Below are 24,551 nucleotides of genomic sequence, written 5' to 3' on the forward strand. Positions count from 1 at the left end.
CGAGGATGGAAGGAACGAAAATGAGTAATGACGCTCTGCTGGTCCTGGACAAGGTCTGCAAGTCCTTCGGCCCGGTACAGGTGATCGACGAGGTCACCGTCGAGGTGCATGCCGGCAAGGTCTCGGTGCTGCTCGGCGAGAACGGCGCAGGCAAGTCGACGCTGATCAAGATGATCGCCGGCGTGCACGAGCCGGACGCCGGCCGGATCCTGGTGGACGGCAAGGCCGTGAAGATTCCCAACACCAAGGCCTCCGAGGCATTGGGCATCGCCACTATCCACCAGGAACTGAACCTGGTCCCGTCGATGACCATCGCCGAGAACATCACCCTGGGCCGCGTGCCGCGCAAATTCGGCATCATCAACCGCCGCGCCATGCGCCAGATCGCCCGCGAAGCGATGGACAAGCTCGGACTGGCGCTGGATGTCGATACGCCGGTGGGCCAGCTGGGCCTGGCCCAGCAGCAACTCGTGGAGATCGCCAAGGCGCTGAGCCTGGACGCCCGCGTGCTGATCCTCGATGAGCCCACCGCGGCATTGACCAAGGCCGAAATCGCGCACCTGTTCTCGGTGGTCGCCACCTTGAAGCAACAAGGGGTGGGCATGGTGTTCATCAGCCACCACCTCGATGAGATTGCCGAAATCGGCGACTTCGTGAACGTGCTGCGCGATGGCAAATTCATTGCCACCGTGCCGGCGGACACCGAGGAGAACGAGCTGGTCCGGCTCATGGTCGGCCGCGACATCGACGCCCAGTTCCCGCGCGTAGCCACCGAGCCAGGCCAGAAGCCGCTGCTGAGCGTGCAGAACCTGTGCGAGGGCATGCTCAAGGACATCTCGCTGGAAGTCCGCCCCGGCGAAGTGGTTGCCCTGGCCGGCCTGATGGGTGCCGGGCGCACCGAGCTGATCCGCGCCATCGCCGGAGCCGACAAGTACGCCAGCGGCGTCGTGGCGGTCAACGGCAAGAAGCTGGCCAGCTTCGACGTCGCTGCAGCTACCCGCGCTGGGATCGGGCACGTTCCCGAGGACCGCAAGACCCAGGGCCTGGTGCTGGATGCCTCGGTGGCCGAGAACATCGGCTACGCCACCATGGCCGCCACCGCCAAGAACGGACTGGTGGACCGCAAGGGCCAGAAGGCCCGCGCGCAGCAGGTCGCCGAACGCCTGCGCATCCGCATGGGCAGCATCGATGCGCCCATCCGCTCGCTCTCGGGCGGAAACCAGCAGAAGGCCGTGTTCGGCCGCTGGTTCACCGCCGGGGCCAAGGTGCTGCTGCTCGACGAGCCGACCCGCGGCGTGGACGTGGGAGCGAAGGTCGAAATCTACGAACTGATCAATGAGATCACCGCCTCCGGAGGCTGCGTGTTGATGGCCTCCAGCGAACTGCCCGAAGTGCTGGGCATGTCCGACCGCGTCCTGGTCATGAGCCAGGGACGCATCGCCGGGGAACTGGCCACCGAAGAAGCCACCCAGGACGCCATCATGTCCCTGGCCGTCAGCAATGTGCACCGCGAAGAAGAAATGGGAACCAAGTAATGAGCAGCGTAGCTACTGCCCCGAAGAAGGGCTTTGATTTCAAGGCATTCCTTGCCAACAACGGAGCCCTGGTTGGCCTGGTCATTCTTTGCCTGGCCCTGTTCATCGCCACCCCGCGCTTCCTGACCGGACCGAACCTGATGAACATCGGCATCCAGGTCTCCACCATCGCGGTGATGGCCTTCGGCATGACCTTCGTGATCGTCGCCGCCGGCATCGACCTCTCGGTCGGCTCGGTCGCGGCGCTCTCGGCCATGGGCTCCTCCTATGCCATCACCACCGCCGGCCTGCCCGATGGCCTGTCCATCCCGATCGGCCTGGCCGTCGGTGCACTGTGCGGCTGGGTCACCGGTGCGATGAGCGCCTACGGCAAGCTGCCCACCTTCATCGCCTCGCTGGCGATGCTCACCGTGGTGCGCGGGCTGACCCTGGTGATCTCCGATGGCCGGCCGATCTCCACCAGCTCCTCGGTGTCCTGGCTGGGCGATGACCTGGGCCCGATCCCGGTGCCGATCCTGATCCTGGTCGTCTCCGGCCTGCTTGCCGCCTTCGTGCTCAACCGCACCGTCATCGGCAAGAACGCCTTCGCCGTGGGCGGCAACACCGAAGCCGCGCGCCTGTCGGGCATCCCGGTCAAGCGCGTGCTGGTCACCGTCTTCATCATCTCCGGCGTCTTCGCGGCCCTGTCCGGCATGATCCTGGCCGGCCGCCTGGACTCGGCCCAGCCGACCCTGGCATCGGGCTACGAACTGGATGCCATCGCGGCCGTAGTCATCGGCGGCGCATCGCTCTCCGGCGGCGTGGGACGCATCTCCGGCACCCTGATCGGCGCCCTGGTGCTGGCCGTGATCCGCAACGGGCTGAACCTGCTTTCGGTTTCCGCCTTCTGGCAGCAGGTAGTCATCGGCGCCGTGATTGCGATCGCCGTGGGCTTCGACGTGCTGCGCCGCAAGAACGTCAAGCACTAGATTTTCCCTCCGTACCCAGCAATTCAAGAAAAGTTCAAAGGAGAACCCCATGAAGAACATCATCCGCAAGACCGCAGCCGTCAGCGTCGGACTGGCCCTGGTGGCCGGCCTGGCCGCCTGCAACCGCGGCACCGAAGCAGAGGCCGGCTCGGCCACCTTGGCAGTGTCCACCCTGAACAACCCGTTCTTCGTCGACCTGCGTGACGGCGCCCAGGCCGAGGCCGAAGCGCAGGGCATCGACCTGTCCGTCGTCGACGCGCAGAACGACTCCGCAACCCAGGCCAACCAGCTGGCAACCGCGGCAACCAACGGCTCGGCCGGCCTGATCATCAACGCCGTGGATACCGAAACCGCTGAAGCCGGCCTGAACCCGGTGGCCGAGGCCGGCCTGCCGATCGTTGCGGTTGACCGCGCGGTGGGCGAGACCAAGATCGCTTCCTTCGTGGCTTCGGATAACGTTGCCGGCGGCGAGCAGGCTGCCAAGGCGCTGGGCGAGGCGCTGGGCGGCAAGGGCAAGATCATCGTGCTGGAAGGTGTTCCAGGCGCCTCGGCAACCAACGAGCGCGGCGAAGGCTTCGATAAGGGCCTGGCCGAGTTCAAGGACATCGAGGTCGTCTCCTCGCAGACCGCCAACTTCGACCGAGCCGAAGCACTGGACGTGGTCACCAACCTGATGCAGGCCAACCCGGATGCCGCTGGCGTGCTGGCGATGAACGACGAAATGGCCCTGGGCGCCATCCAGGCACTGGGCGACAAGGCCGGCAAGGACGTGTTGGTAGTCGGCTTCGACGGCACCGACGACGGCTTCAAGGCAGTCCAGGATGGCACCCTGGTTGCCACCATCGCCCAGAACCCGGCCGAGCTGGGCAAGCAGTCGGTGCAGATCCTGGCCAAGGCCATCAAGGGCGAAGAAGTCGAAGCCAACGTGCAGGTCGCCGTTGACACGGTGGATGAGAAGAACGTCGCCGACTACGCAGGCGAGTAATCTGCCCTTAGCGGCAATCAAGCAGTGCACCGGCGCCCATCGGCCGCCGGGTGGAGAGAACCAGAGGAAATAGCATGCAGCAGGACATCCAGGTCACCATTGTGGGCTCTAGCAACGTGGACATCACCGCGCTGATGGCCCGCCTTCCCGGCCCGGGCGAAACCGTGCTGGCAGATTCCTACCAGCTCTCGCCCGGCGGCAAGGGCGCCAACCAGGCGCTGGCCGCCGCGCTGGCCGGTGCCGCCACGGAATTCATCGGCGCCGTCGGCAACGACTCGCACGCCGAAATCGCGCTGGGCCAGCTCGAGGAAGCCGGCGTGAAGCTCGATCGCGTGGCCCGCACCAGCGAGCCGACCGGCGTAGCCATCATCCAGGTGGACCGTGGCGCAGAGAACTCCATTGCCGTGGTCTCCGGGGCCAACTCGACCGTCTCCGGCGAGGCTGTGCAGGGCGCCGGGGGCATCGAGGGCATCCTGGTGCTGCAGGGCGAGATTCCTGCCTCGGGCATCAAGGCCGCCATGGATGCTGCCACACAGCGCATCGTGCTCAACCTGGCGCCGGTGATCGAACTGGACCGCGAGTACCTGCTCAAGGCCAACCCGCTGGTGGTCAACGAGCATGAGGCCGAAGCCGTGCTCCAGCAGCTGAACCCGCACCCGGCTCGCCAGTTCGACGGCAAGTACGAGCGCCTGGCCGGGATGCTGGTCGACCAGGGCATCGCCAGCGTGGTCATCACCCTCGGCGCCAATGGCTGCCTGGTTGCCGACCGTTTCCCAGGGGAGAACGGCGGGGTCCAGGTTCGCGCGCTGCCCGCCGTGAAGGTCAAGGCCGTGGACACCACCGGTGCCGGCGACGCATTCACCGGTGCGGTGGCTGCCCGCCTGGCCAAGGGCGATGACCTGGCGCAGGCCGCAGAATTCGCCGGCAAGTTCGCCGCGCTGACGGTGCAGGCGCACGGAGCCCAAGCTTCCTACCCGCGTTCCCTGCAGAACCTCTGAGACCCCTTTTCGAGCAAGACCTAAGGAAGCCGCTGTGCTGAAATCCGAAATTCTCAACGCCCCGCTGCTGGCCGCCCTGGCCAAGTGCGGGCATACCGACACCGTGGTGATAGCGGACTGCGGCCTGCCGCTGCCCGAAGGCCCACTGGTCATCGATCTGGCCTTGGTGCAGGGGCTGCCCAGCTTCGATCAGGTGCTCGAGGTCCTGGCCCGGAACCTGGTGATCGAGAACAGCACCCTGGCGGCCGAAGCCGAGAACGGCCCGGTCCAGGAACTGTGCCTGGCCAAGGGCCTGGACCCGGACTTCCTCTCCCACGAAGAGCTGAAAGCCCAACTGCCCCAGGCCAAGGTCATCGTGCGCACGGGGGAAGCTACCCCCTACGCCAACGCGATCCTGCACTGTGGGGTAGCATTCTAGGCACCGGATGCCGCAGCTGTTTCGCGGCAGCGCGCTACCCGAGGAGAGACGCAGTGAAGAAGATGTTCTATGCAGCTTTTGCCCTCATGGTGCTGGGGGCCGCCGTCCTGATTCTCACCGTGCCGGCGTTGTCCAGCGACCCGGGCCAGACGCCCCAGAGCATTGCGGTGATCGCGGGAACCGTGTTCATGGCCGCAACTTCGGTCGTTGTCCTGCTGAAGAAGGCTGCGACGCAAGAATCCTGAGCAACTTCCTGCAGCCATCGGCGCCAATGACCTTGGGCTAGCCGACTGCCTAGAATGGGGGTCATGACGCAAAGGAACCTGGCCGCAGAGAACGGCGAGCCCTTCTCCCGCATCGCGCCGGAAGCCGGGCTGCTGCTCGGAGCGGGCCGAGCCATCTTGCTTCAGCTGGCCCACCCGCAGATTGGCCGGGCCATTGCCGAGCACTCTGATTTCGCCGCCAACCCGCTCAGCCGGCTGATTCATACCCTCGGCTATATCTATGCATTGAGCAATGGCACAGCAGAACAGCAGCGCAAGATCATCGCCCATGTGGACGCGGCGCACCGGCCCATTCGCGCAACACGTGACGAGGGCAGGCCCGCGTATTCTGCGCTGGATCCCAGGCTGCAGTTGTGGGTGGCGGCCACGCTCTATGATTCGGCCCGCGTAATTGCCGGCCAGATCCTGGATGAAAACGAGGCAGACCAGGAAGAGCTCTACCTGCAGTACGCACGGCTCGGTGAGGCCTTGCAGATGCCGGTCGACTACTGGCCGCAGGACCTCGGCGGCTTCGAGCAGTACTTTGCGCAGAATCAAGCGGAGCTGGAAGTCACCGACCAGACCAGGGCGCTGGCCCGCGAACTTTTCGAAGCACGCAATGCCCCACGGTGGGTCCGGATCGGCATGCCGCTGATGCGCGACGTGACCATCGCCCAGCTGCCGGCCCCGGTGCGCGAAGGCTTCGGCTATCGCCTCACCGGGAAAGCCGCGAGGCGCAACGCCCGCGTCATCGCCGTCGCCAGGGCCGCCACGCGGCTGCTGCCGCGAGCCCTCAGGCATGCCCCGATGCGGCTGATATTGCGCCGCGTCGACAAGATGGCCTAGCCGGCCCGAAGCCTAGTGCCCCGAGCCGTTCTCGGGTCCAACCCGGATCAGGATCCGCGGCAGCGCCACCAGCAGGAACAAGGCCACCAGGATCAGCGGCCCTCCGATCCAGGCCCCGATTTGCCAGCCGAAGAGCACCTGCAGCACAAACCAGACGCAACCCGAGACCAGCAACCCCACGCCGATGCCCACGATCTTCACGATGGCGTGGCCCAAGCTGACCGTCTGCTCCTTGAGCCGCTGCCCGAAGAGATACCGGTGCACGGCCACGGGGGTGATCAGCAGCAGAATCAGCACAGTGGCCGCCACCAGCAAGATGATGTAGACCACCTCGTCGGTTCGGCTGAGCATCTCGAACCTCGCCTGGAAGGGCAGGACCACCAGGAAAGCAGCCAGGATCTGCACACCAGTTTGCATCACCCGCATTTCCTGCAGCAGCTCGTTCCACTGCCGGTGCGGTGCGCCATCGCTGGTATCGGGGTGGGAACGCTTGATCATCACTGTTCTCCTCGGCCTCAATCCGCCAGTTGGTTGAACCCCGCCGGCTCAAACGACTATGCCAAGCAATGCCGGTGCAGGCAAGAGCCTGCCGGCCCGCCGGGCCAAACTGTAGGTCGTGGCCGGTACATTCGGGAGCCAAGCAGAATTCGACGATGGAGGAGCAGATGGAACCCGATGGCGCCGCCGGGAGCAGCATTGATGTGTGGTCGATGCCCAGCCAGGGCCTGGCCTGGTGCGATTGCGGCAAAGGCCATGAACTCACGGAGGATATCGTGCTCCAGGCTATGGCGGCAGCCGGATTTGGACCCGGCCGGCCGCTGGCCCATGGACAGCTGGCCGAGCTGATTGCAGATCTCTGGCACTACTCACAGGTCTGCCGGTTCTTCCACCTGGCCGTGGAGCAGGCGGCGATGCGTATCCACGGGAAGGTCGATGAAATCTACCCGTGGGAACACGGTACCGATATTGTCGGATACTTCTCGAAGACCTGGCAAGGCTGCCCCGACGCGGCCTGCCAATCCGAAGGGTGAGCGCGCGAGGTGCGAATTGAGTTCGCCCCGTGCAGGCGCATAGTGTGGGAAAGATGAAGAGCTTTGCATCCTTCCGGGCACCTGCCGACCATGACGGCTTCATCCATGTGCGGGGTGCCAACGAGAACAACCTGGATAATGTCGAAGTGCGCATTCCGCGCGATTCCATTGTCGCCTTCACCGGGGTCTCCGGTTCCGGGAAATCTTCCCTGGCCTTCGGAACCATCTTCGCTGAATCCCAGCGCCGATTCCTGGAATCGGTGGCTCCCTACGCGCGGCGGCTGATCGCCCAGGGGCACACTCCCAAGGTGGAATTCATCTCCGGGCTGCCACCGGCCGTGGCCCTGCAGCAACGGCGTGGTGCTGCCAGTTCCCGTTCCACCGTCGGGACCCTGACTACGCTCTCCAACTCCGTGCGCATGCTGTTCTCCCGCGCTGGAACCTACCCCCAGGGTGCACCGAGGCTGGATTCGGATGCCTTTTCCACCAACACCGCGGCCGGCGCCTGCGCGCAATGCCACGGTGCGGGAACGGTGCATTCGGTCAGCGAGGAATCGCTGGTCCCGGATTCCTCCCTGAGCATCAGGGACGGCGCGATTGCGGCTTGGCCCGGCGCCTGGCAGGGCAAGAACCTGCGGGACATCACCACGCACCTGGGCTACGACATCGACGTTCCGTTCCAGCAGCTGCCCGCGGAAACACGGAAGTGGCTGCTGTTCACCGAAGACCAGCCAGTCGTGGAGGTCACCCCGGAACGGGATCGCGTGGCCAAACCGTACAAGGGCCGGTTCTGGAGTGCCGAACGCTACGTCCGGCACACGGTTGCGACCTCGAAGAGCGAGAACCTGCGGTCCAAGGCGCTGGCTTTCATGCATTCGCAGGATTGCCCGGCGTGCTCGGGGACGGGATTGCGCCCCGATGCCCTCCAGGTCACCTTCGACGGCCTGGATATCGCGGAATTCAACGGCAAGCCGCTCAGCTCCCTGGCCGAGCTCTTGCGCCCCTTCGCGGCTGATGCCCAGGCAGAAGCGCAGGCTGAAGTCGCGAGCATCATCAGCGCCGACCTGCTGGGCCGAATCCAGGTGCTGGTCGAGCTCGGGCTGGGATACCTGAGCCTGGACCGCGCCACCCCGACGCTGTCGCCGGGGGAAATGCAGCGCCTGCGCATCGCCACCCAGCTGCGCGCGGGACTGTTCGGCGTCATCTACGTGCTCGATGAGCCATCGGCCGGACTGCACCCGGCCGATGTGCAGCCGCTGATCGAGGTGCTCGATGCGCTCAAGGCCGAAGGCAACTCGGTGTTCGTGGTGGAGCACAATATGGATGTGGTCAGCCGTGCGCAATGGATTGTCGATGTCGGCCCGGGCGCAGGCAGCAACGGCGGGCAGGTGCTCTACAGCGGAGAAGTTTCCGGGCTGTCCGGAATTCAGGGATCCGTGACCCGGCGCTTCCTCGATCCCGGGCCTGCGCCGCGCCGCGAGCCGCGCGAAGCCCAAGGATGGGTGCAGCTGCGCGGGGTGAACCTGCACAACCTGGACGACGTGGACGCCGCGTTCCCGCTGGGGGTCTTCTGTTCGGTCACCGGCGTGTCGGGATCGGGCAAGTCCAGCCTGGTCTGCGGTGCCCTGGCCCAGGCTGCGGGCGGCCCGGTGCTTTCCGGGCCGGAGGATCCGGAGGCGGCGGCGGACCGCGCGGTGATCGCCGAGGTCACCGGCGCAGACCAGCTAAGCCGCGTAGTGCTCATGGACCAGAAGCCCATCGGGCGCACGCCCAGATCCAATGTCGCAACCTACACGGGCCTGTTCGATGCGGTCCGCAAGGCTTTCTCCGAGCTGCCGCTGTCCAGGCAACGCGGCTACAGTGCCGGACGCTTCTCCTTCAACGTTGCCGGCGGGCGGTGCGAGAACTGCCAGGGCGAAGGCTACCTGGAAATCGAGCTGCTCTTCTTGCCAGGGACCTACGGGCCATGTCCCGAATGCCGCGGAACCCGGTACAACCAGCAGACCCTGGACGTCGAAGACCAGGGCAAGAACATTGCCCAGATCCTGGAACTGGACGTCAGCCAAGCCGAAGAATTCCTCTCCGGAATCCCTTCCGCGGCACGGGCCCTGGCGACCCTGCGCGAAGTCGGACTGGGGTATCTGCAGCTGGGCCAGCCAGCTACCGAAATGTCCGGCGGCGAAGCCCAGCGCATCAAGCTGGCCACCGAACTCCAGCGCCAGCGCCGCGGGCACACGCTCTATCTTCTCGATGAGCCCACCACCGGACTGCACCCTGCCGACGTGCAGCTGCTGGTATCGCAGCTGCAGCAGCTGGTCGACCAGGACAACACCGTCATCGTGGTGGAACACCAGATGGATGTGGTTGCCGCAAGCGACTGGGTGATCGATTTGGGGCCGGCCGGCGGGGATGGCGGCGGGCGCATCGTTGCCGAGGGGACCCCAACGGCGGTGGCGCAAGACAAGGCCAGCAGAACCGCGCAATACCTTGCGCGCCGGCTGGCCTTGTGAAGCTGGACTAGTTGCTGTTCAGCAGTGCGTACGGCGGGGTCTGCACCCCGTCGGCCACCGCTTCGGCAGGATCATCGCCGAGGTGGATGATCTTGTTATCGGCATCCACATGCACCACGCTCGGCACATAGCCACGAGCCTCGGCGTCTTCCATCTGCGCATAGCTGATCAGGATGACCAGGTCCCCGGGGTGCACCAGATGCGCTGCCGCACCATTGATGCCGATGACCCCGCTGCCCGGCTCGCCGGCGATGGTGTAGGTTTCCAGGCGGGCGCCGTTGGTGATGTCTACGATGCTGACCAGTTCGCCGGGCAGGATATCCGAGGCTTCGAGCAGCTCGGAGTCAACGGTGACCGAGCCTACGTAGTGCAGGTCTGCCTGGGTGACAGTTGCCCGGTGGATCTTGGACTTGAACATGGTGCGTTGCATTAGACGATTCTTTCACGCGAGGTAAGTGGTTTCCCGGTATCCAAGCTTACGCCTCTTGCGCGCAGATGCCCGGGCATTGTCCGGCACCCCACACAGTTGGCCGCGAACGGCTACTTTGGCAGATGGGTTTCCAGCACGCGATGCACTTCCCCGGAGGCCAGCAACTGGCAAGCAGCTTCCAGCTCGGCAGAGAGGAAACGGTCCTCGCCCGGACCTGCGACCTTGGTGCGCAGCAGCTCCAATACGGCGCCGGTAGCCGGGCCAGGCTGCAATGGCTGGCGCAGATCCAGGGCTCGACCGGCAATCAGCATTTCAATTGCCAGGATGCGGCGCAGGTTGGCGACCGAGGTGCGCAATTTGCGCGCCGCGTGCCAACCCAGGGAAACATGGTCTTCCTGCATCGCTGATGACGGGATGGAATCCACGCTGGCCGGTACGGCCAGACGCTTGTTCTCCGCGACCAGTCCGGCCTGCGTGTACTGGGCGATCATCATGCCCGAATCCACGCCCGGGTCATCGGCAAGGAAAGCTGGCAGATCGCGGGAACGAGCCGGGTCGAGCATGCGATCGGTCCGGCGCTCTGCAATGGATCCCAGGTCAGCTACGGCAATGGCCAAGAAGTCCAAGACGTACGCCACGGGAGCACCGTGGAAGTTGCCGTTGGAGGTGACTTCACCCGATGGCAGCACGACAGGGTTATCGATGGCTGCCGCCAATTCGCGGGTGGCGACCAGGCGGGCATGGGCGATGGTGTCGCGCACTGCGCCGGTAACCTGCGGGGAGCAGCGCAGCGAGTAGGCATCCTGCACCCGGCCGTCGCCTTCGCGGTGCGAAGCGACAATGGGGGAGCCCGAAAGGAAACTGAACATGTTCGCAGCACTGCGGCCCTGGCCCGGATGCGGGCGCAGCGGTTCGTGCAGTTCAGCACGGAAGACCTGGTCGGTGCCCAGCTGGGCTTCGACGCTCATGGCCGCGGTGGCGTCGGCAATGTCTGCGAGCTCTTCCAGGTCTGCCAGTGCCATCAGCAGCTGGCCGAGCATGCCGTCGGTGCCGTTGACCAGCGCCAGGCCTTCCTTCTCCGCCAGTTCGACAGGTTCCAGTCCTGCTTCAGCAAAGAGCTCCGGCACTGGGCGCTTCACGCCTTCGCGGTCAGTGGCCTCGCCTTCGCCCATCAAGACCAGTGCGCAGTGGGAGAGCGGAGCAAGGTCTCCTGAGCAACCCAGCGAACCGTACTCACGCACCACCGGGGTGATGCCGGCATTAAGCAGTCCAACCATGGTTTCCAGCACTACCGGGCGCACGCCGGTGCGGCCCGAGGCCAGGGTCTTGGCGCGCAGGAACATCAGCGCGCGCACCACTTCGCGCTCAACTGGGTCGCCCATGCCGGCTGCATGCGAGCGGATCAGCGAACGCTGCAGTTTAGCGCGGTCCTCGGGAGCGATGTGGCGCGTTGCCAGGGCGCCGAACCCGGTGGAAATGCCATAGACCGGGGTGTCGGCTGAAGCCAGGGCATCAATGTGGGCGCGGACTGCTGCCAGTTCTTCAAGAACCTGAGGCGCGAGGCTAATCTGCGCGTTGTGCCGGGCTACCGCAATCACGTCATCGGCGGTGGCGCCAGCTAGGTCCAGGGTTACGTGCGGGGAAGTAGCCATGATTTTCAATCCGTTCTCTACGCTGCAATGAGGTCTCTAATCTCCATTGTTCGGCAGAACGAGTTTGCACGGCACTGATATTCGGGTCATCTGTCCGAAATGCCAGACAGTGCCCTGGAGGGAGAAAAGAACGGACCTCCAATTGGAGGCCCGTTCAGGGGTTCCGGTTTCAGAAGATGATGCCTTCGAAGGCTTCCTCGCCAAATTTGTTGGACGAGCCGTTGTCCGTGACCTTGGCGTTCTCGTTAAGGGATGCGGCAGAATTGCCGATGCCGCTAAAGGTTACGTGCTTGATGTTCTTGACCGCTGCGATATTACCGCTGCCGTCCAGCTCAAGATTCTTGATGTGCGGAGCGACGATCATGTTTCCGGAACCAGAGACGGTGACGTTCTGGCAATCGCCGATGAGCTTCAGCATTTGACCCATTTCAGAGATATCCATGCCGCCCGTGCACCTGATTTCGGTCGCTTGCGCATCGAGGAAATCATAGACGGACTGGAAGGTGCTGTCCGCAGGTGCCTTCGGAACATTGGGAGTACCAGTAGAAGCGCCTTCTGGGGCTTTGGAGCTTGGGGTGACGCTGCCTTCGATAGGCCCGGCGTTCTCCGGTGCCATGCTTTCTTCTGCTGGTGCGCTTGTCTCTTCGCTGGAGGGTTGGATGCTCACGCAACCTGCCAGTGCGACTGCAAGGATTCCAACCGCCAGCGGCCCAGCGAGGCGTGTGGTAATTTTCGAGAACATAACCATCCTGTCAATCGAACCGGCCAGCGCATTTGGACACGCGGTATAGATACATTCTGCGTTGAATGACGATAAATGACCAACGCGAACGGCTCAGGAACGAATGAGTTCTCGTGCCCCGGGAGCACGCAACCATGCAATTTGCTGACGATTCCGTGCGGGGACAAAAGTAATCGCTTCACCGCTTGCCCAGTGCAAGCAGTGAAGCGATTACTAGTGCCCAGGGGGAGAACGGGCACGATTTGAGCCGGCAGGCGAACCTACCGGGCTATTTGGTTCCTAGAATCCTTCATTCCGCTCTTCGGAACCAAATTGGCTTTCATCGTTTCCATACGATTGGCCATCGGACTGCTGTCCGGACTGGCTTTCGCCGCCAAACGATTCCTCACCGGATTCGTTGCTATCGACGTAGGACTGCTGCTCCGACTGCTGTCCGGACTGGCTATCGCTGCCGTAGGACTGCTGTTCTGACTGCTGGCTTTCGCCGCCACCGTAGGACTGCTGTTCCGACTGGCTGTCATTGCCGTAGGACTGCTGGCTTTCGCCACCGCCATAGGACTGCTGTTCTGACTGCTGGCTTTCGAATCCGCCATTGTCATTTGATCCGAAATCTGAATTGGACTGGCTTTCGAAGCCTTCAGATTCGTTGTTATCGAAGTTCCCGAACTGCTCGTTTGCATCCTGCTCAGACATGCTGTCCTCCGTGGGTCGGTGGATCCTGACTTGCCCTACGCTATGCGTAGAAAAAGCCCGGTTCAAGGATTTCGGGGAAGCTCAGGGCCGCTGGAAACCCGCAGTTAAGCCAATACCCATGGTGTTCAGAGACTTCGGCCAATATTCACTACTGCGTGCTAAAGGAATCGCCATTCCCGGGAACCCGAGGGACAAGGAGGATTTTCCGCAGCTGCCATGGCGGCTTCTGGAATTGCTCAACAGGCGCGAAGGGAAAGCTGAGCGTTCTCCGAAAGAATTGTCCATCCGGTCGGAATCCGCCCGGTAAATCGATAGTGTCCAGACTGGGACACCGAGACAGGTCTTGCCCCAAGCGTCCATGACAACGTAAGGAGAAGCATTGGCTAATTCGAAGAAGACTCCAGCAAAGAAAACTGATCGCGAAAACGCAGAAAACGGGTTCGTGGCTCCGGAAGTGCTGCGCGAGTCCTTGCAGACCGTGCTGATCCAGCTGCTGGACCTGCAATTGGTGGGCAAGCAAATCCACTGGAACGTTGTTGGTCCCAACTTCCGCGACCTGCACCAGAACCTCGACGAAATCGTTGACATCGCGCGGCGCGGCTCGGATGAAGTCGCCGAGCGGATGCGAGCTTTGCATGCCACTCCGGACGGGCTGGCAGCAACGGTCACGAAGTACACGAAGCTGGAACAACCGGTGAATACCGAAATCCTGACCACTAATGCAGTGGACATGGTTGTCAAGGCACTGCAGACCACTGTGGGAGTCATGCGAGAGGTCCATGACCCGGTGGATGAAGCGGATCCGACCACCGCCGATATCCTGCACCAGTACATTGCGGATCTGGAGCAGCAAGCCTGGTTTATCAGCGCGGAAACCCGGAAGCCTTAACCCGGGCCGCGCGGTCCTGGAATTGAATAAATAGCCTGAGGCACCACAATCAGTGGTGCCTCAGGCTATGTGCGCGTCCTACTTCTCCTGTGCGGCCATCGGGATGCGCACGCCGCGTTCAGCGGCAACTTCGGCGGCGCGTTCGTATCCGGCATCGACGTGGCGGATGACGCCCATGCCCGGGTCATTGGTCAGCAGCGCCTCCAGCTTCGCGGCGGCCATTTCGCTGCCGTCAGCCAAGGAGACCTGGCCGGCGTGGATGGAACGGCCCATGCCCACGCCACCGCCATGGTGGATCGAAACCCAGGTGGCACCCGAACTGGTTGCGGTCAAGGCGTTCAGCAGCGGCCAGTCGGCCACGGCATCGGTGCCATCCTTCATGGCCTCGGTCTCGCGGTACGGCGAAGCTACCGAACCCGAATCCAGGTGGTCGCGGCCGATCACGATAGGTGCAGAGACCTTGCCTTCGGCGACCAGCTGGTTGAACAGCAAGCCGGCCTTGTGGCGCTCGCCGTAGCCCAGCCAGCAGATGCGCGCAGGCAGGCCCTCGAACTCCACGTGCTTCTGTGCGGCATCCAGCCAGCGGTGCAGGTGCTCGTTTTCCGGGAACAGGTCCTTCAGCGCCTGGTCGGTGACCTTGATGTCTTCGGGATCCCCGGACAGCGCTACCCAGCGGAACGGGCCCAGGCCTTCGCAGAACAGCGGACGGATGTAGGCCGGGACAAAGCCGGGGAATTCGAAGGCGCGGGTGAAACCGCCCTTGCGTGCCTCGTCGCGGATCGAGTTGCCGTAGTCGAAGACCTCCGCGCCGGCGTCCTGGAATCCCACCATCGCCTCGACCTGCGCGGCCATGGCGGCCTGGGCTTTCTTGGTGAAGCCGGCCGGATCGGCTTCGGCTTCGGCGTGCCACTGGTCCATGGTGTATTCCACCGGCAGGTAGCTGAGCGGATCGTGGGCACTGGTCTGGTCGGTGACGATCTCGAAGGAGAATTCTCCAGCTACGTGGCGCTTGAGCAGCGCCGGGAAGACCTCGGCGGCATTGCCGACGTAGCCCACCGACAGCGGGCGGCCCTCGGACTTCGCGGCCAGGACTTTGCCCAGCGCCTTGTCCAGATCCAGCTCGACCTCATCGAGGTAGCGCTTGGAGGCACGGCGGCGCAGTCGGGTTTCATCCACGTCAACGATCAGCACGGCACCGCCGTTGAGGGTCACGGCCAGCGGCTGGGCGCCGCCCATGCCGCCGCAGCCGCCGGTCAAGGTCAGGGTTCCGGCCAGCGAGCCCTTGAAGCGCTTCTCGGCGATCGCGGCGAAGGTTTCGTAGGTGCCCTGCAAGATGCCCTGGGTGCCGATGTAGATCCACGAACCGGCGGTCATCTGGCCGTACATCATCAGGCCTTCGGCTTCGAGCTTGCGGAAGTGCTCCCAGTTGGCCCAGTCGCCAACGAGGTTGGAGTTGGCAATCAGCACCCGTGGTGCCCACTTGTTGGTCTTGAAGACGCCGACCGGCTTGCCGGACTGCACCAGCAGCGTCTCGTTCTCTTCCAGGTCCTTGAGCGTCTGGACGATCGCATCGAATGCCTCCCATGAGCGGGCTGCCTTGCCGGTGCCGCCGTAGACCACGAGATCCTCGGGGCGTTCGGCAACTTCCGGATCCAAGTTGTTCATCAGCATGCGCAATGGGGCTTCGGTGGCCCAGGACTTGGCGGTCAGTTCGGTACCGCGCGGGGCGCGGACAACACGTGATTCGTGGCTCATGGCAATTCCTTACGATGTAACGTAGCTAACTGATTCCATCATTGGCTATCGGCCATGGCTTGGGTACCGGAGAATAGGCAGAGCTGTCCGGTATTTCAGAATCAGAGGAATTTCCGGTTGCCTCCAGCTCCTAGGTGGCGGGGATCAGCGCCAGCGCGCTGCGTTCGATGGCCTGCGGGCTCAGGGCCTGGCTGATGGCGATCATGCTGGCACCGCGCAGGGCTCCAACTTCCCAGCTGCGCGAGGTGCGGATCTGCAGGTGCTGGGTGGACAGCGGCGCTCCGCGCTGGTAGACCACCTCGCGGATGCCTGCCAGCAGGTGCTCTCCGGCGGCGGAGATGCGTCCGCCGACCACGATCAGCGACGGGTTCAGCAAGCTCACGCTGGCAGCCAAAACCTCGCCCAAGTCGCGGCCGGCTTGGCGCACTGCATGGATCGCTTGGATGTTCCCCGAGTTCACCAGGGCGACCACATCGGTGTTGCTGTGCGCTTCGATGCCCTGCGCCCGCAATGCGGTGGCAATTTTGGGTCCGGCGGCTACGGCTTCCAGGCAGCCTTCATTGCCGCAATGACAGTAGATGCCATCGCCGCGGCGGATGCGCACGTGCCCGATATCGCCGGCTGTGCCCTGCGCTCCGCGTTGCAGCAGTCCTCCGGAAATGATGCCCGAGCCGATGCCGGTGGCCAGCTTGACGAAAATGAAGTCCTCGCTGCCGGTCTCCAGCTGGTCCTTCTCGCCAATGGCCATGAGGTTGACGTCATTGTCCACGACTACCAAGGCGTCCAGCTGCTGCTGGAACCAAGCGGGGATGTCGAAGTCGTCCCATCCGGGCATGATGGGCGGATTGGCGGGACGGCCGGTCTCGAAATTCACCGGCCCTGGCACTCCCATGCCTATGGCAATGACATCGTCACGGGTGCGGCCCAGCGAATCGAGCAAGCCATCGGCCAGATCCATCGCGGTCTGCAAGATCGCCACCGGGCCGTCGGCGAAGGAAATGGGAGCCTGGGATTGCACTAGGGGAGTGGGGGCCAGATCGGTCAGCGCAACGCGCAGGTGGCTGGCTCCCAGATCGACGGCCAGCACCAGGCGGGCATCGGGGAGCAGGGCAAGCCGCTGGGGAGGGCGGCCTCCGGTGGACGCGCCATCCGCGATGGTGCCAACCAGGCCCAGCTGGATGAGCACGTCGAGGCGCTCTTGCAGGGTGGAGCGAGCCATGCCGGTCAGGGCGGCAAGGTCCGTGCGGCTGTGCGCGGCACCGTCCATGAACAGTTGCAAGACGTCGCCTGCCCCACTGGCGCCGCGGGCGAATTGCATGCTTTGGGGGCTCGAAGGATTGGCCATGAACCCAGTAAAACACAGCAATGGACGCGAAGCCGAAACACTTTATGAGAATGTCGACATACTTCTATTGACTATCGACAAAAGTAAAACTAGTCTCAAGGTGTGATGCAAGTCATGAGCATCTGGATCGCACCCACCACTTCTTTCAGGAGACGCCTTTGCCTGCCCACGACCTATCAATCCAGCTGTACACGCTGCGCGAGCACATCGCAGAGAACCTGGCCGCGACGCTCGAACGCGTAGCTGGCATCGGCTACACGCAAGTCGAGCCGTACAACTTCGTGGCCCGCGCTGACGAGTATGCACAGGCGCTGGCCGAGAACGAACTCAGCGCGCCAACGGCGCACGCACCGCTGCTCTCCTCGGACTACGACGAGGTCTTCGCCGCGGCCGGCAAACTCGGCATCAGCACCGTCATCGATCCGTTCATCCCGGCGGAGCAGTGGCAGGATGCCGAGTCCATCGGTGCCATCGCGCAGAAGCTCAACGCCGCCTCCCGGCGCGGGGCCGAATACGGCATCAAGGTCGGCTACCACAACCACGACTGGGAGATCTCCAGCAAGATCAATTCCAAGACGGCCCTGGAATACCTGGCTAGCTTGCTGGACCCGGAAGTCGTCCTGGAAGTGGACACCTACTGGGTTGCCGTGGGCGGCGCCGATGTGCTCCAGCTGCTTGAAGCGCTGGCACCCCGCGTCGTAGCCCTGCACATCAAGGACGGGCCGAAGTCCAAGAACCACAAGGAACAGGTTCCAGTGGGCAGCGGATCCATGCCGATCGACCAGATCATCGACGCCACCAACGGCATGCTGCATGTAGTGGAACTCGATGACTTCGCAGGCGACATCTTCCAGGCCGTGTCCGAAAGCCGCGCCTACCTCGTAGCAGAAAAGAACTAGGGACTATGGAATTTCAGAATCAGCCCATGGGCGTGGGCATTGTCGGAGCCGGCACCATCAGCGACCAGTACCTGGAGAACCTCACCGCATTCCCGGACCTCGCCGTGCGGTTCATCGCCGACCTGGATACCGAGCGCGCAGCAAGCCAAGCGCGCAAATGGTCCGTGGAAGCCTCGGGAACCTATGCTGAATTGCTGGCCCGCGAAGACATCCAGATCGTCGTGAACCTGACGATCCCGGCAGTGCATGTCGAGGTAGCCCTGCAGGCGGTGGCCGCCGGCAAGCACGTCTGGGGCGAGAAGCCCTACGCGCTGGACCGCGAATCCGGACGGCAGCTGGTCGAAGCCGCCAAGGCAGCAGGAGTCCGCGTCGCCGTGGCCCCGGATACCATCCTGGGTGCGGGCCTGCAGACCGGCCTGCGGCAGATTGAAGCAGGCGCCATCGGCACCCCGCTTTCGGGCCTGGCCATCTTCCAGGGCCCCGGCCCGGAATCCTGGCACCACAGCCCGGAATTCCTCTTCGCCCACGGCGCGGGACCGCTCTTCGACCTCGGGCCCTACTACCTGACCACCCTGGTGCGGGTCTTCGGCCCGGTAGCCAAGGTTGCCGCCCTGGGTTCGCAGGCCCGCGCGCAGCGGGTCATCGGTGCAGGCCCCAAGGCCGGAACCAGCTTCCCGGTCGAGGTCCCAACCCACGTCGGAGCGCTGCTCTCCTTCGAATCCGGGGCCAGTGCGCAGTGCATCTTCAGCTTCGACTCCAAGCTCAAGCGTGCAGGGTTCGTGGAGATCTCCGGAACGGAAGGCACCGCGCAGCTGCCGGATCCGAACGAATTCACCGGAGACACCATCCTGCACCTGGAGGACCAGGAGCCGAGCGTTGTCACCGCCGAAGGATCCACCTACGGGCGCGGCACCGGCGTTGCCGAACTCGCCCAAGCCATCCGCGAGGGACGCAAGGAACGCGTGCCCGGCGAACTGGCGTTCCACGTCCTGGACATCATGGTCTGCGCCGCGGAAGCAATGGAATCGGGAGCATTCATCGACGTGGCCTCGACGATCGAGCCCATCGCGCTGCTGGACCCAGCCTGGGATCCTTCGGCTCCCGGCATCCTTGCCTGAAGCACCACCCCTTGACAGCATCACCCGCACCTGAAAAGGAATAAACATGTCTGCACCACATTTCAAGAGCAAGCTGGGGCGCTTCACGGCGATTACCTCCATCGCAGCGTTGTCGCTCAGCGGCCTGGCCGCCTGTTCCGGCTCGGCTTCCGGCTCCGGCTCGGAAGAAGCCGGCGGGACCATCACCTACTGGGCTTCGAACCAGGGCAGCTCGGTCACCCAGGACGAGGAGATCCTGGGCGAATCCATCAAGCGGTTCACCGAGGAAACCGGCATCGAGGTCGAGCTGGAAGTCGTTCCCTGGGCCGACCTGTACAACCGCATCCTCACCGCCGTCTCCAGCGGCGAAGGGCCGGACGTGCTGAACATCGGCAACACCTGGGCCACCACCTTGCAGGCCAGCGGCGCCTTCGTCCCCTTTGAAGGCGAGGCGCTGGAGGCCATAGGCGGAGCCGAGAAGTTCGTGCCGGCAGCCCTGGCCACCGGCGGCGCCGCGGGCCAGGCCCCAACCTCGCTGCCGTTGTATTCCATGGCCTACGGCCTGTACTACAACACCAAGATGTTCGAGGAAGCCGGCATCAAGCAGGCTCCGAAGACCTGGGATGAATTCTTGGCCACCGCCAAGAAGCTGACCAAGGATACCGACGACGACGGCAAGGTCGACCAGTACGGCTTCACCTTGGCCGGACAGCGTACCGCCAATAATGCCCACTCCGCATTCATCCTGGGCATGCAGAACGGCGGCGAGCTGTACACCACGGACGGCAAGCCGGACTTCACCAATGATGGCGTCGTCAGCGGCGTCAACGACTGGATCCAGCTGATGGGCGAGGACGGCGTTGTCTCCAAGTCCAACGCCGAGATCAATGACGGTTCGGTGCTGCCAGGGGAAATCATGGACGGCAACGCCGCCATGTTCTTCGACCAGGCCCCGGGCAAGTCCTTCAATGCCGCTGACTTCAAGGACTACGCCATGGCGCCCATCCCGCTGAAGAACGCCGATGCCACCGGGCTGGAAGCCACCCAGTCGCTGGTTGCCGGCATCAACGTGAGCGTCTTCGAGAACTCGGATAACAAGGATGCCGCCCTTGAATTCGTGAACCACCTGCTCAGCGTCGATGAGCAGAAGAAGCTGAACGCCAAGTACACCTCGCTGCCATCGGTCACCGAAGCTTTCGACGACCCGGCCTTCGACACCCCCGAGCAGCAGGCCAAGAAGGAGATCCTGGCCAATAACGCTGCCCCGATGCCGCTGTTCCCCACCGAAGGGCAGATGGAATCCCTCGTAGGCGAGGCCATCGCCAAGCAATTCGCCAGGATTGCCCAGGGCGAAAAAATCACCGAGGCCGATGTCCGCAAGGCATTGGAAGACGCGCAGAAGCAGATGCCGGCTAGCTAGCGGCCCGACACGTTGCACTGGCCGTGGGAGCGGACCTCTTTGCGCCCCCGCGGCCAGTTGCAGCACCCAAATTCGTTTTCATGAAAGGAGACCGAATGTCGGCGCCAGCCCAGACACCGCCTCGAATCAGCGAACCGCTCAAGCCCCGCGACGCTTCAAGGGCGATCAAGCGCAGTTCAATCAAGCGCGACCGGTTCTTCCCCTATGCGCTCTCAGCTCCCGCAGCATTCCTGGAACTGCTGATCCACATCATTCCGATGCTGCTCGGCGTATGGATCGCCTTCCTCTCGCTGACCCAGTTCTCCATTGCCAACTGGGTCAAGGCCCCGTTCGTGGGACTGCAGAACTTCACCACCGCGCTGGACCCCAACGGTCCGATCGGTTCCCAATTCTTCGACGCCCTCGGGCGCACCTTCCTGTTCACCTTCCTGGTAGTGGCAATCGCCTGGAGCCTTGGCATCTTCGCCGCGGTCTTGCTGGCATCCAAATTCCGCAGCAACGGATTCTTCCGCACCCTGTTCCTGGTGCCCTACGCACTGCCAAGCTACGTCACCACCATCGCCTGGGCGTTCATGTTCAACCAGCGCGATGGCATGGTCAACCGCTTCCTGGTCGAAGACCTCGGGATCCTGGAGGAAGGGCCGTTCTGGCTATTGGGCGGGAATTCCTTCTTTGTCATGGTGGTTGTCGCCGTCTGGCAATTCTGGCCTTTCGCTTTCCTGATGCTGCTGGCCGCCCTGCAATCCATCCCGAACGAAGTCTATGAAGCCGCTTCCCTGGATGGAGCCAGCCTGTGGAAGCAGTTCACCAGGATCACCCTGCCAATGATCAAGCACGCCAACGTGGTGCTGCTTTTGATGCTGGGACTGTGGGTGTTCAACCAGTTCGACATCCCCTACCTGCTCTTCGGCCCGGTGTCCCCGGAAGAAGCAACCCTGATTTCCCCGTTGATCTACCAGCAGTCCTTCAACAACTGGAACTTCGGCGTGGGTGGCGCCTTGAGCGTCGTCCTGCTGATTGCCCTGCTGATCGTCTCAGCGTTCTACATCCGACTTGTCATGCCGAAGGGAAAGAGCATCGATGATTGAGACCCGCGGCTTCCGCATCCTGCGAGTTTTCGGACTAGCCTTCATCACCCTGATCATCGTGCTGCCGCTCTACGTGGTGCTCACGACCTCCATCAAGCCCCTCAAGGATGTGCGCGGCGCCTTCGAGTGGATTCCCTCGGAAATCACGCTGGCCCCGTACCTGGATATCTGGACCACGGTGCCGCTGGGCAAGTACTTCGCCAACTCGTTGATCGTGACCATCAGCGCCACCATCCTCTCGGTTTCCATCGCGATCCTGGCCGCCTATGCGCTCTCGCGCTTCGACTTCCGCGGGGCACGGTCCTTCCGGCTGATCGTGCTCTCCACCCAGATGTTCCCCGGCATCCTGTTCCTGCTGCCGCTCTTCTTGATCTTCACCCAGCTGGAGCGTGCCGTGGGACTGCAGCTGAACGGAACCTACCTGGGGCTGATCGTCACCTACATGACGTTCTCCCTGCCATTCTCCATCTGGATGCTCACCGGCTTCTTTGCCGCCATGCCCAAGGAACTGGAAGAGGCGGCCATGGTCGATGGACTTGGCCGGCTCGGCGCACTGCTCAAGGTGGTCTTGCCGGTAGCACGCCCGGGGATCATCGCGGTGTCGGTCTACTGTTTCATCACCTCCTGGAGCGAAGTGCTCTTCGCCAGTGTGCTCACCAATTCGGACACCAGGACGCTGTCCATCGGCTTGCAGGCCTACGCTTCGCAGACCGATGTGTACTGGAACCAGATGATGGCCGCCTCGGTGGTGGTATCGATTCCGGTGCTGGTCGGTTTCCTCTTCGCCCAACGGCACCTGGTCGCAGGCTTGTCCTCCGGCGCGGTCAAGTAAGAAAAGACAAGGAATTACATGTCCCAGTTGAACAGTCAGCAGGCTGCACCGGCCATGCAGGAACTGAAGGGCGGCGTCATCGGCGGCGGCTTCATGGCCCGGACCCACGCCGATGCGATCCGCCGGGCAGGCGCCCAGCTCATCGGGGTGCGGTCCAACGGCGAGCAATCCACCCGCCAAGCGTCAGCCGCCCTGGGCGTGCCCGGTTTCGGCAGCGTCGAAGCGCTGCTCGCCCAATGCGACGCCGTGCATGTCACCTCGCCCAATGCGTTGCATGCCGAGCAGGCAGCCTCCGCACTGGCAGCTGGCCTGTCCGTTGTTTGCGAGAAGCCGCTGGCGACCAGCGCCCGGGAAGCCGGCGAGCTGGCATTGCTGGCATCGCGTTCCCGGGCCGTGGCTTCGGTGCCGTTCGTCTACCGCTACCACCCCATGGTGCGGCAGGCCCGGGCCCACGTGCAGGAAGGGAAACTTGGCCGGCTGCTGACCGTGCGTGGCCAGTACCTGCAAGACTGGATGCATACGGTCAGCGACAGCAACTGGCGGGTAGAACCAGCCAAAGGCGGGCCTTCGCGGGCCTTCGCGGACATCGGTTCGCATCTGGTGGATCTGCTGGAATTCATTGCGGGGGAGCGGATCGTTCGGCTGAACGCGACCACCTCCATTGCCCACCAGCAGCGGGGCGCCGTGGACGTCGATACCGAGGATGCTGCCGCCTTGATTGTGCAGATGGCTTCGGGCGCCATCGGCACGCTGATGGTGTCACAGGTCAACGCCGGCCGGAAAAACGCCTTGACCATCGAGTTGTCCGGAGACCGGTCGGCGCTGGAATTCAAGCAGGAAAAGCCGGAAGAACTGTGGATCGGCAAACCCGACATGTCCTCGATCCTGTCCCGCCAGGCCGCTGATCTCAGCCCCGACGCCGCACGCTTGTCGGTGGTACCTGCAGGACACCCGATGGGCTACCTTGATGCTTTCGCCGCTTTCGTGGCCGACACCTACGCGGCGATCCGTGGCGAAGCACCCGAAGGGCTTCCAACTTTTGCCGATGGCGCCCGCGCCTGCCGTTTGACCGATGCCGTTCTGGAATCGGCTGATTCCGGGGACTGGATCGACACCGATGACTAGAGGAGAAACCACCATGAACGCGACGCATCCAGTGACGCTTTTCACCGGCCAGTGGGCTGATATGCCCTTCGAAGAAGTCGCCCGGCTGGCTTCCGAATGGGGTTATGACGGATTGGAAATCGCAGCCAGCGGTGACCACCTGGACCTCAAGCGTGCCGACGAGGATCCGGCCTACCTCCAGTCGCGGCTGGAAATCCTGGACAAGTACGGGCTGAAAGCCTGGGCGATATCCAACCACCTGGGCGGCCAAGCTGTCTGCGATGATCCCATCGACTTCCGCCACCAGGCCATCCTGCGCGACTATGTCTGGGGCGATGGAGATGGGGAAGGCGTCCGCCAGCGGGCCGCCGAGGACATGAAGCGCTCGGCCCGCGTCGCCCGCAAGCTCGGTGCCGATGTAGTGGTTGGCTTTACCGGCTCGAAGATCTGGCAGTACGTCGCCATGTTCCCGCCGGTTCCGGGCGAGGTCATCGCTGCAGGCTACGAGGACTTCGCGGATCGCTGGAATCCGATCATGGACGAATTCGATGAGCAGGGAGTGAAGTTCGCCCTGGAGGTGCACCCATCCGAGATCGCCTACGATCACTGGACTACCGTGCGCACCATGGAAGCAATCGGCCACCGCGAAGCGTTCGGGCTGAACTGGGATCCAAGCCATATGTTCTGGCAGGGCATCGACCCGGTCGCATTCATCACCGACTTCGCCGACCGCATCTACCACGTGGATTGCAAGGACACCCGGATGCATCATCCCAACGGGCGCAATGGCATCCTGGGTTCCCATCTCCCGTGGGGCGATCCCCGCCGGCGCTGGGACTTCGTCTCCACCGGCCACGGAGACATCAACTGGGAAGATGCCTTCCGCGCACTGGACTTCCACGGGTACAAGGGCCCCATCTCCATTGAATGGGAAGACGCGGGAATGGACCGCTTGCACGGTGCGAAGGAAGCTGTGGGCTACATCCGCAGCCTCCTGTTCAAGCGCCCCGAAGCGTCCTTCGACGCGGCATTCTCGAACCAGTAGCACCTG

24 protein-coding genes are annotated in these 24,551 nt (G+C 63.6%); 17 read left to right on the top strand and 7 right to left on the bottom strand.

All coding sequences use genetic code 11. From position 1 onward, the window contains the following. Window positions 1-20: 20 nt before the first annotated feature. The 7 genes from ACNPM8_RS11075 (at window position 21) to ACNPM8_RS11105 (ending at window position 6,013) form a co-directional block, all read left to right on the top strand. Entirely contained in the window at window positions 21-1,535 is a 1,515-nt protein-coding gene (locus tag ACNPM8_RS11075) for a sugar ABC transporter ATP-binding protein (protein WP_105661958.1), read from the top strand. Next, window positions 1,535-2,503, top strand: coding sequence for an ABC transporter permease (locus ACNPM8_RS11080; protein ID WP_359185508.1), 969 nt, complete (start codon window positions 1,535-1,537; stop codon window positions 2,501-2,503). The genes ACNPM8_RS11075 and ACNPM8_RS11080 overlap by 1 nt, the downstream gene beginning before the upstream one ends. Window positions 2,504-2,552: 49 nt before the next feature. Continuing rightward, window positions 2,553-3,488 (top strand): substrate-binding domain-containing protein, encoded by a 936-nt coding sequence (locus tag ACNPM8_RS11085; protein WP_105656332.1) that lies wholly within the window; start codon window positions 2,553-2,555, stop codon window positions 3,486-3,488. Between the two features lie 74 nt (window positions 3,489-3,562). Continuing rightward, window positions 3,563-4,486, top strand: coding sequence for a ribokinase (locus ACNPM8_RS11090; RefSeq protein WP_359185510.1), 924 nt, complete (start codon window positions 3,563-3,565; stop codon window positions 4,484-4,486). 34 nt (window positions 4,487-4,520) lie between these two features. Continuing rightward, window positions 4,521-4,904: a D-ribose pyranase gene (gene rbsD, locus ACNPM8_RS11095; RefSeq protein WP_359185512.1), complete on the top strand. Its 384-nt coding sequence runs from the start codon at window positions 4,521-4,523 to the stop codon at window positions 4,902-4,904. A gap of 53 nt (window positions 4,905-4,957) precedes the next feature. Further along, window positions 4,958-5,149, top strand: a complete 192-nt coding sequence (locus ACNPM8_RS11100; protein WP_359185514.1) for a TRADD-N-associated membrane domain-containing protein — start codon at window positions 4,958-4,960, stop codon at window positions 5,147-5,149. A 63-nt stretch (window positions 5,150-5,212) separates the two neighbouring features. Further along, window positions 5,213-6,013: an oxygenase MpaB family protein gene (locus tag ACNPM8_RS11105; protein WP_359185517.1), complete on the top strand. Its 801-nt coding sequence runs from the start codon at window positions 5,213-5,215 to the stop codon at window positions 6,011-6,013. A 12-nt stretch (window positions 6,014-6,025) separates the two neighbouring features. Here ACNPM8_RS11105 and ACNPM8_RS11110 read toward each other — a convergent pair whose 3' ends face one another. Next, window positions 6,026-6,511: a DUF6328 family protein gene (locus ACNPM8_RS11110; protein WP_105656337.1), complete on the bottom strand. Its 486-nt coding sequence runs from the start codon at window positions 6,509-6,511 to the stop codon at window positions 6,026-6,028. Between the two features lie 155 nt (window positions 6,512-6,666). Between ACNPM8_RS11110 and ACNPM8_RS11115 the strand changes: the two genes are divergently transcribed. Then, a complete protein-coding gene (locus ACNPM8_RS11115; RefSeq protein ID WP_359185519.1) occupies window positions 6,667-7,044 on the top strand; it encodes a hypothetical protein in 378 nt (125 codons plus the stop codon). A 53-nt stretch (window positions 7,045-7,097) separates the two neighbouring features. Then, complete coding sequence (locus ACNPM8_RS11120) at window positions 7,098-9,554, top strand: ABC transporter (protein ID WP_448939842.1); 2,457 nt, start codon at window positions 7,098-7,100, stop codon at window positions 9,552-9,554. Between the two features lie 7 nt (window positions 9,555-9,561). Here ACNPM8_RS11120 and panD read toward each other — a convergent pair whose 3' ends face one another. The 4 genes from panD to ACNPM8_RS11140 form a co-directional block, all read right to left on the bottom strand. Beyond that, a complete protein-coding gene (gene panD / locus ACNPM8_RS11125; protein ID WP_332503325.1) occupies window positions 9,562-9,984 on the bottom strand; it encodes an aspartate 1-decarboxylase in 423 nt (140 codons plus the stop codon). Window positions 9,985-10,094: 110 nt separating this feature from the next. After that, entirely contained in the window at window positions 10,095-11,636 is a 1,542-nt protein-coding gene (gene hutH / locus ACNPM8_RS11130) for a histidine ammonia-lyase (RefSeq protein WP_133834003.1), read from the bottom strand. 169 nt (window positions 11,637-11,805) lie between these two features. Beyond that, window positions 11,806-12,384, bottom strand: coding sequence for a DUF3060 domain-containing protein (locus ACNPM8_RS11135; protein WP_448939843.1), 579 nt, complete (start codon window positions 12,382-12,384; stop codon window positions 11,806-11,808). Window positions 12,385-12,657: 273 nt separating this feature from the next. Next, window positions 12,658-13,071, bottom strand: a complete 414-nt coding sequence (locus tag ACNPM8_RS11140; protein ID WP_426733556.1) for a hypothetical protein — start codon at window positions 13,069-13,071, stop codon at window positions 12,658-12,660. 379 nt (window positions 13,072-13,450) lie between these two features. Between ACNPM8_RS11140 and ACNPM8_RS11145 the strand changes: the two genes are divergently transcribed. After that, the gene (locus ACNPM8_RS11145) at window positions 13,451-13,960 is read left to right on the top strand and encodes a Dps family protein (protein ID WP_105656344.1); all 510 of its coding nucleotides are present in this window, start codon (window positions 13,451-13,453) and stop codon (window positions 13,958-13,960) included. A gap of 78 nt (window positions 13,961-14,038) precedes the next feature. Here ACNPM8_RS11145 and hutU read toward each other — a convergent pair whose 3' ends face one another. Beyond that, a complete protein-coding gene (gene hutU / locus ACNPM8_RS11150; protein ID WP_448939844.1) occupies window positions 14,039-15,715 on the bottom strand; it encodes a urocanate hydratase in 1,677 nt (558 codons plus the stop codon). A 130-nt stretch (window positions 15,716-15,845) separates the two neighbouring features. Continuing rightward, window positions 15,846-17,060 (bottom strand): ROK family transcriptional regulator, encoded by a 1,215-nt coding sequence (locus ACNPM8_RS11155; protein ID WP_133834000.1) that lies wholly within the window; start codon window positions 17,058-17,060, stop codon window positions 15,846-15,848. A gap of 158 nt (window positions 17,061-17,218) precedes the next feature. On the opposite strand from ACNPM8_RS11155, the gene ACNPM8_RS11160 reads away from it, so the two are divergent. The 7 genes from ACNPM8_RS11160 to ACNPM8_RS11190 all read left to right on the top strand — a co-directional run bounded on the left by ACNPM8_RS11160 (window position 17,219) and on the right by ACNPM8_RS11190 (window position 24,545). Then, window positions 17,219-17,959: a sugar phosphate isomerase/epimerase family protein gene (locus ACNPM8_RS11160; RefSeq protein ID WP_426733562.1), complete on the top strand. Its 741-nt coding sequence runs from the start codon at window positions 17,219-17,221 to the stop codon at window positions 17,957-17,959. Between the two features lie 5 nt (window positions 17,960-17,964). Further along, complete coding sequence (locus tag ACNPM8_RS11165) at window positions 17,965-19,077, top strand: Gfo/Idh/MocA family protein (protein WP_105656348.1); 1,113 nt, start codon at window positions 17,965-17,967, stop codon at window positions 19,075-19,077. A gap of 46 nt (window positions 19,078-19,123) precedes the next feature. Beyond that, window positions 19,124-20,476 (top strand): ABC transporter substrate-binding protein, encoded by a 1,353-nt coding sequence (locus ACNPM8_RS11170; RefSeq protein WP_448939845.1) that lies wholly within the window; start codon window positions 19,124-19,126, stop codon window positions 20,474-20,476. A gap of 95 nt (window positions 20,477-20,571) precedes the next feature. After that, a complete protein-coding gene (locus tag ACNPM8_RS11175; protein ID WP_105656350.1) occupies window positions 20,572-21,564 on the top strand; it encodes a carbohydrate ABC transporter permease in 993 nt (330 codons plus the stop codon). Next, window positions 21,557-22,396 carry a carbohydrate ABC transporter permease gene (locus ACNPM8_RS11180; RefSeq protein ID WP_105656351.1) on the top strand — a complete coding sequence of 280 codons (840 nt, stop codon included), beginning with the start codon at window positions 21,557-21,559 and terminating at the stop codon, window positions 22,394-22,396. Before ACNPM8_RS11175 ends, ACNPM8_RS11180 begins: the two co-directional genes overlap by 8 nt. 18 nt (window positions 22,397-22,414) lie before the next feature. Next, the gene (locus tag ACNPM8_RS11185; RefSeq protein WP_448939846.1) at window positions 22,415-23,521 is read left to right on the top strand and encodes a Gfo/Idh/MocA family protein; all 1,107 of its coding nucleotides are present in this window, start codon (window positions 22,415-22,417) and stop codon (window positions 23,519-23,521) included. A gap of 13 nt (window positions 23,522-23,534) precedes the next feature. After that, entirely contained in the window at window positions 23,535-24,545 is a 1,011-nt protein-coding gene (locus ACNPM8_RS11190; RefSeq protein WP_448939847.1) for a sugar phosphate isomerase/epimerase family protein, read from the top strand. Window positions 24,546-24,551 lie beyond the last annotated feature (6 nt).

Source organism: Glutamicibacter sp. AGC46 (assembly GCF_053543715.1).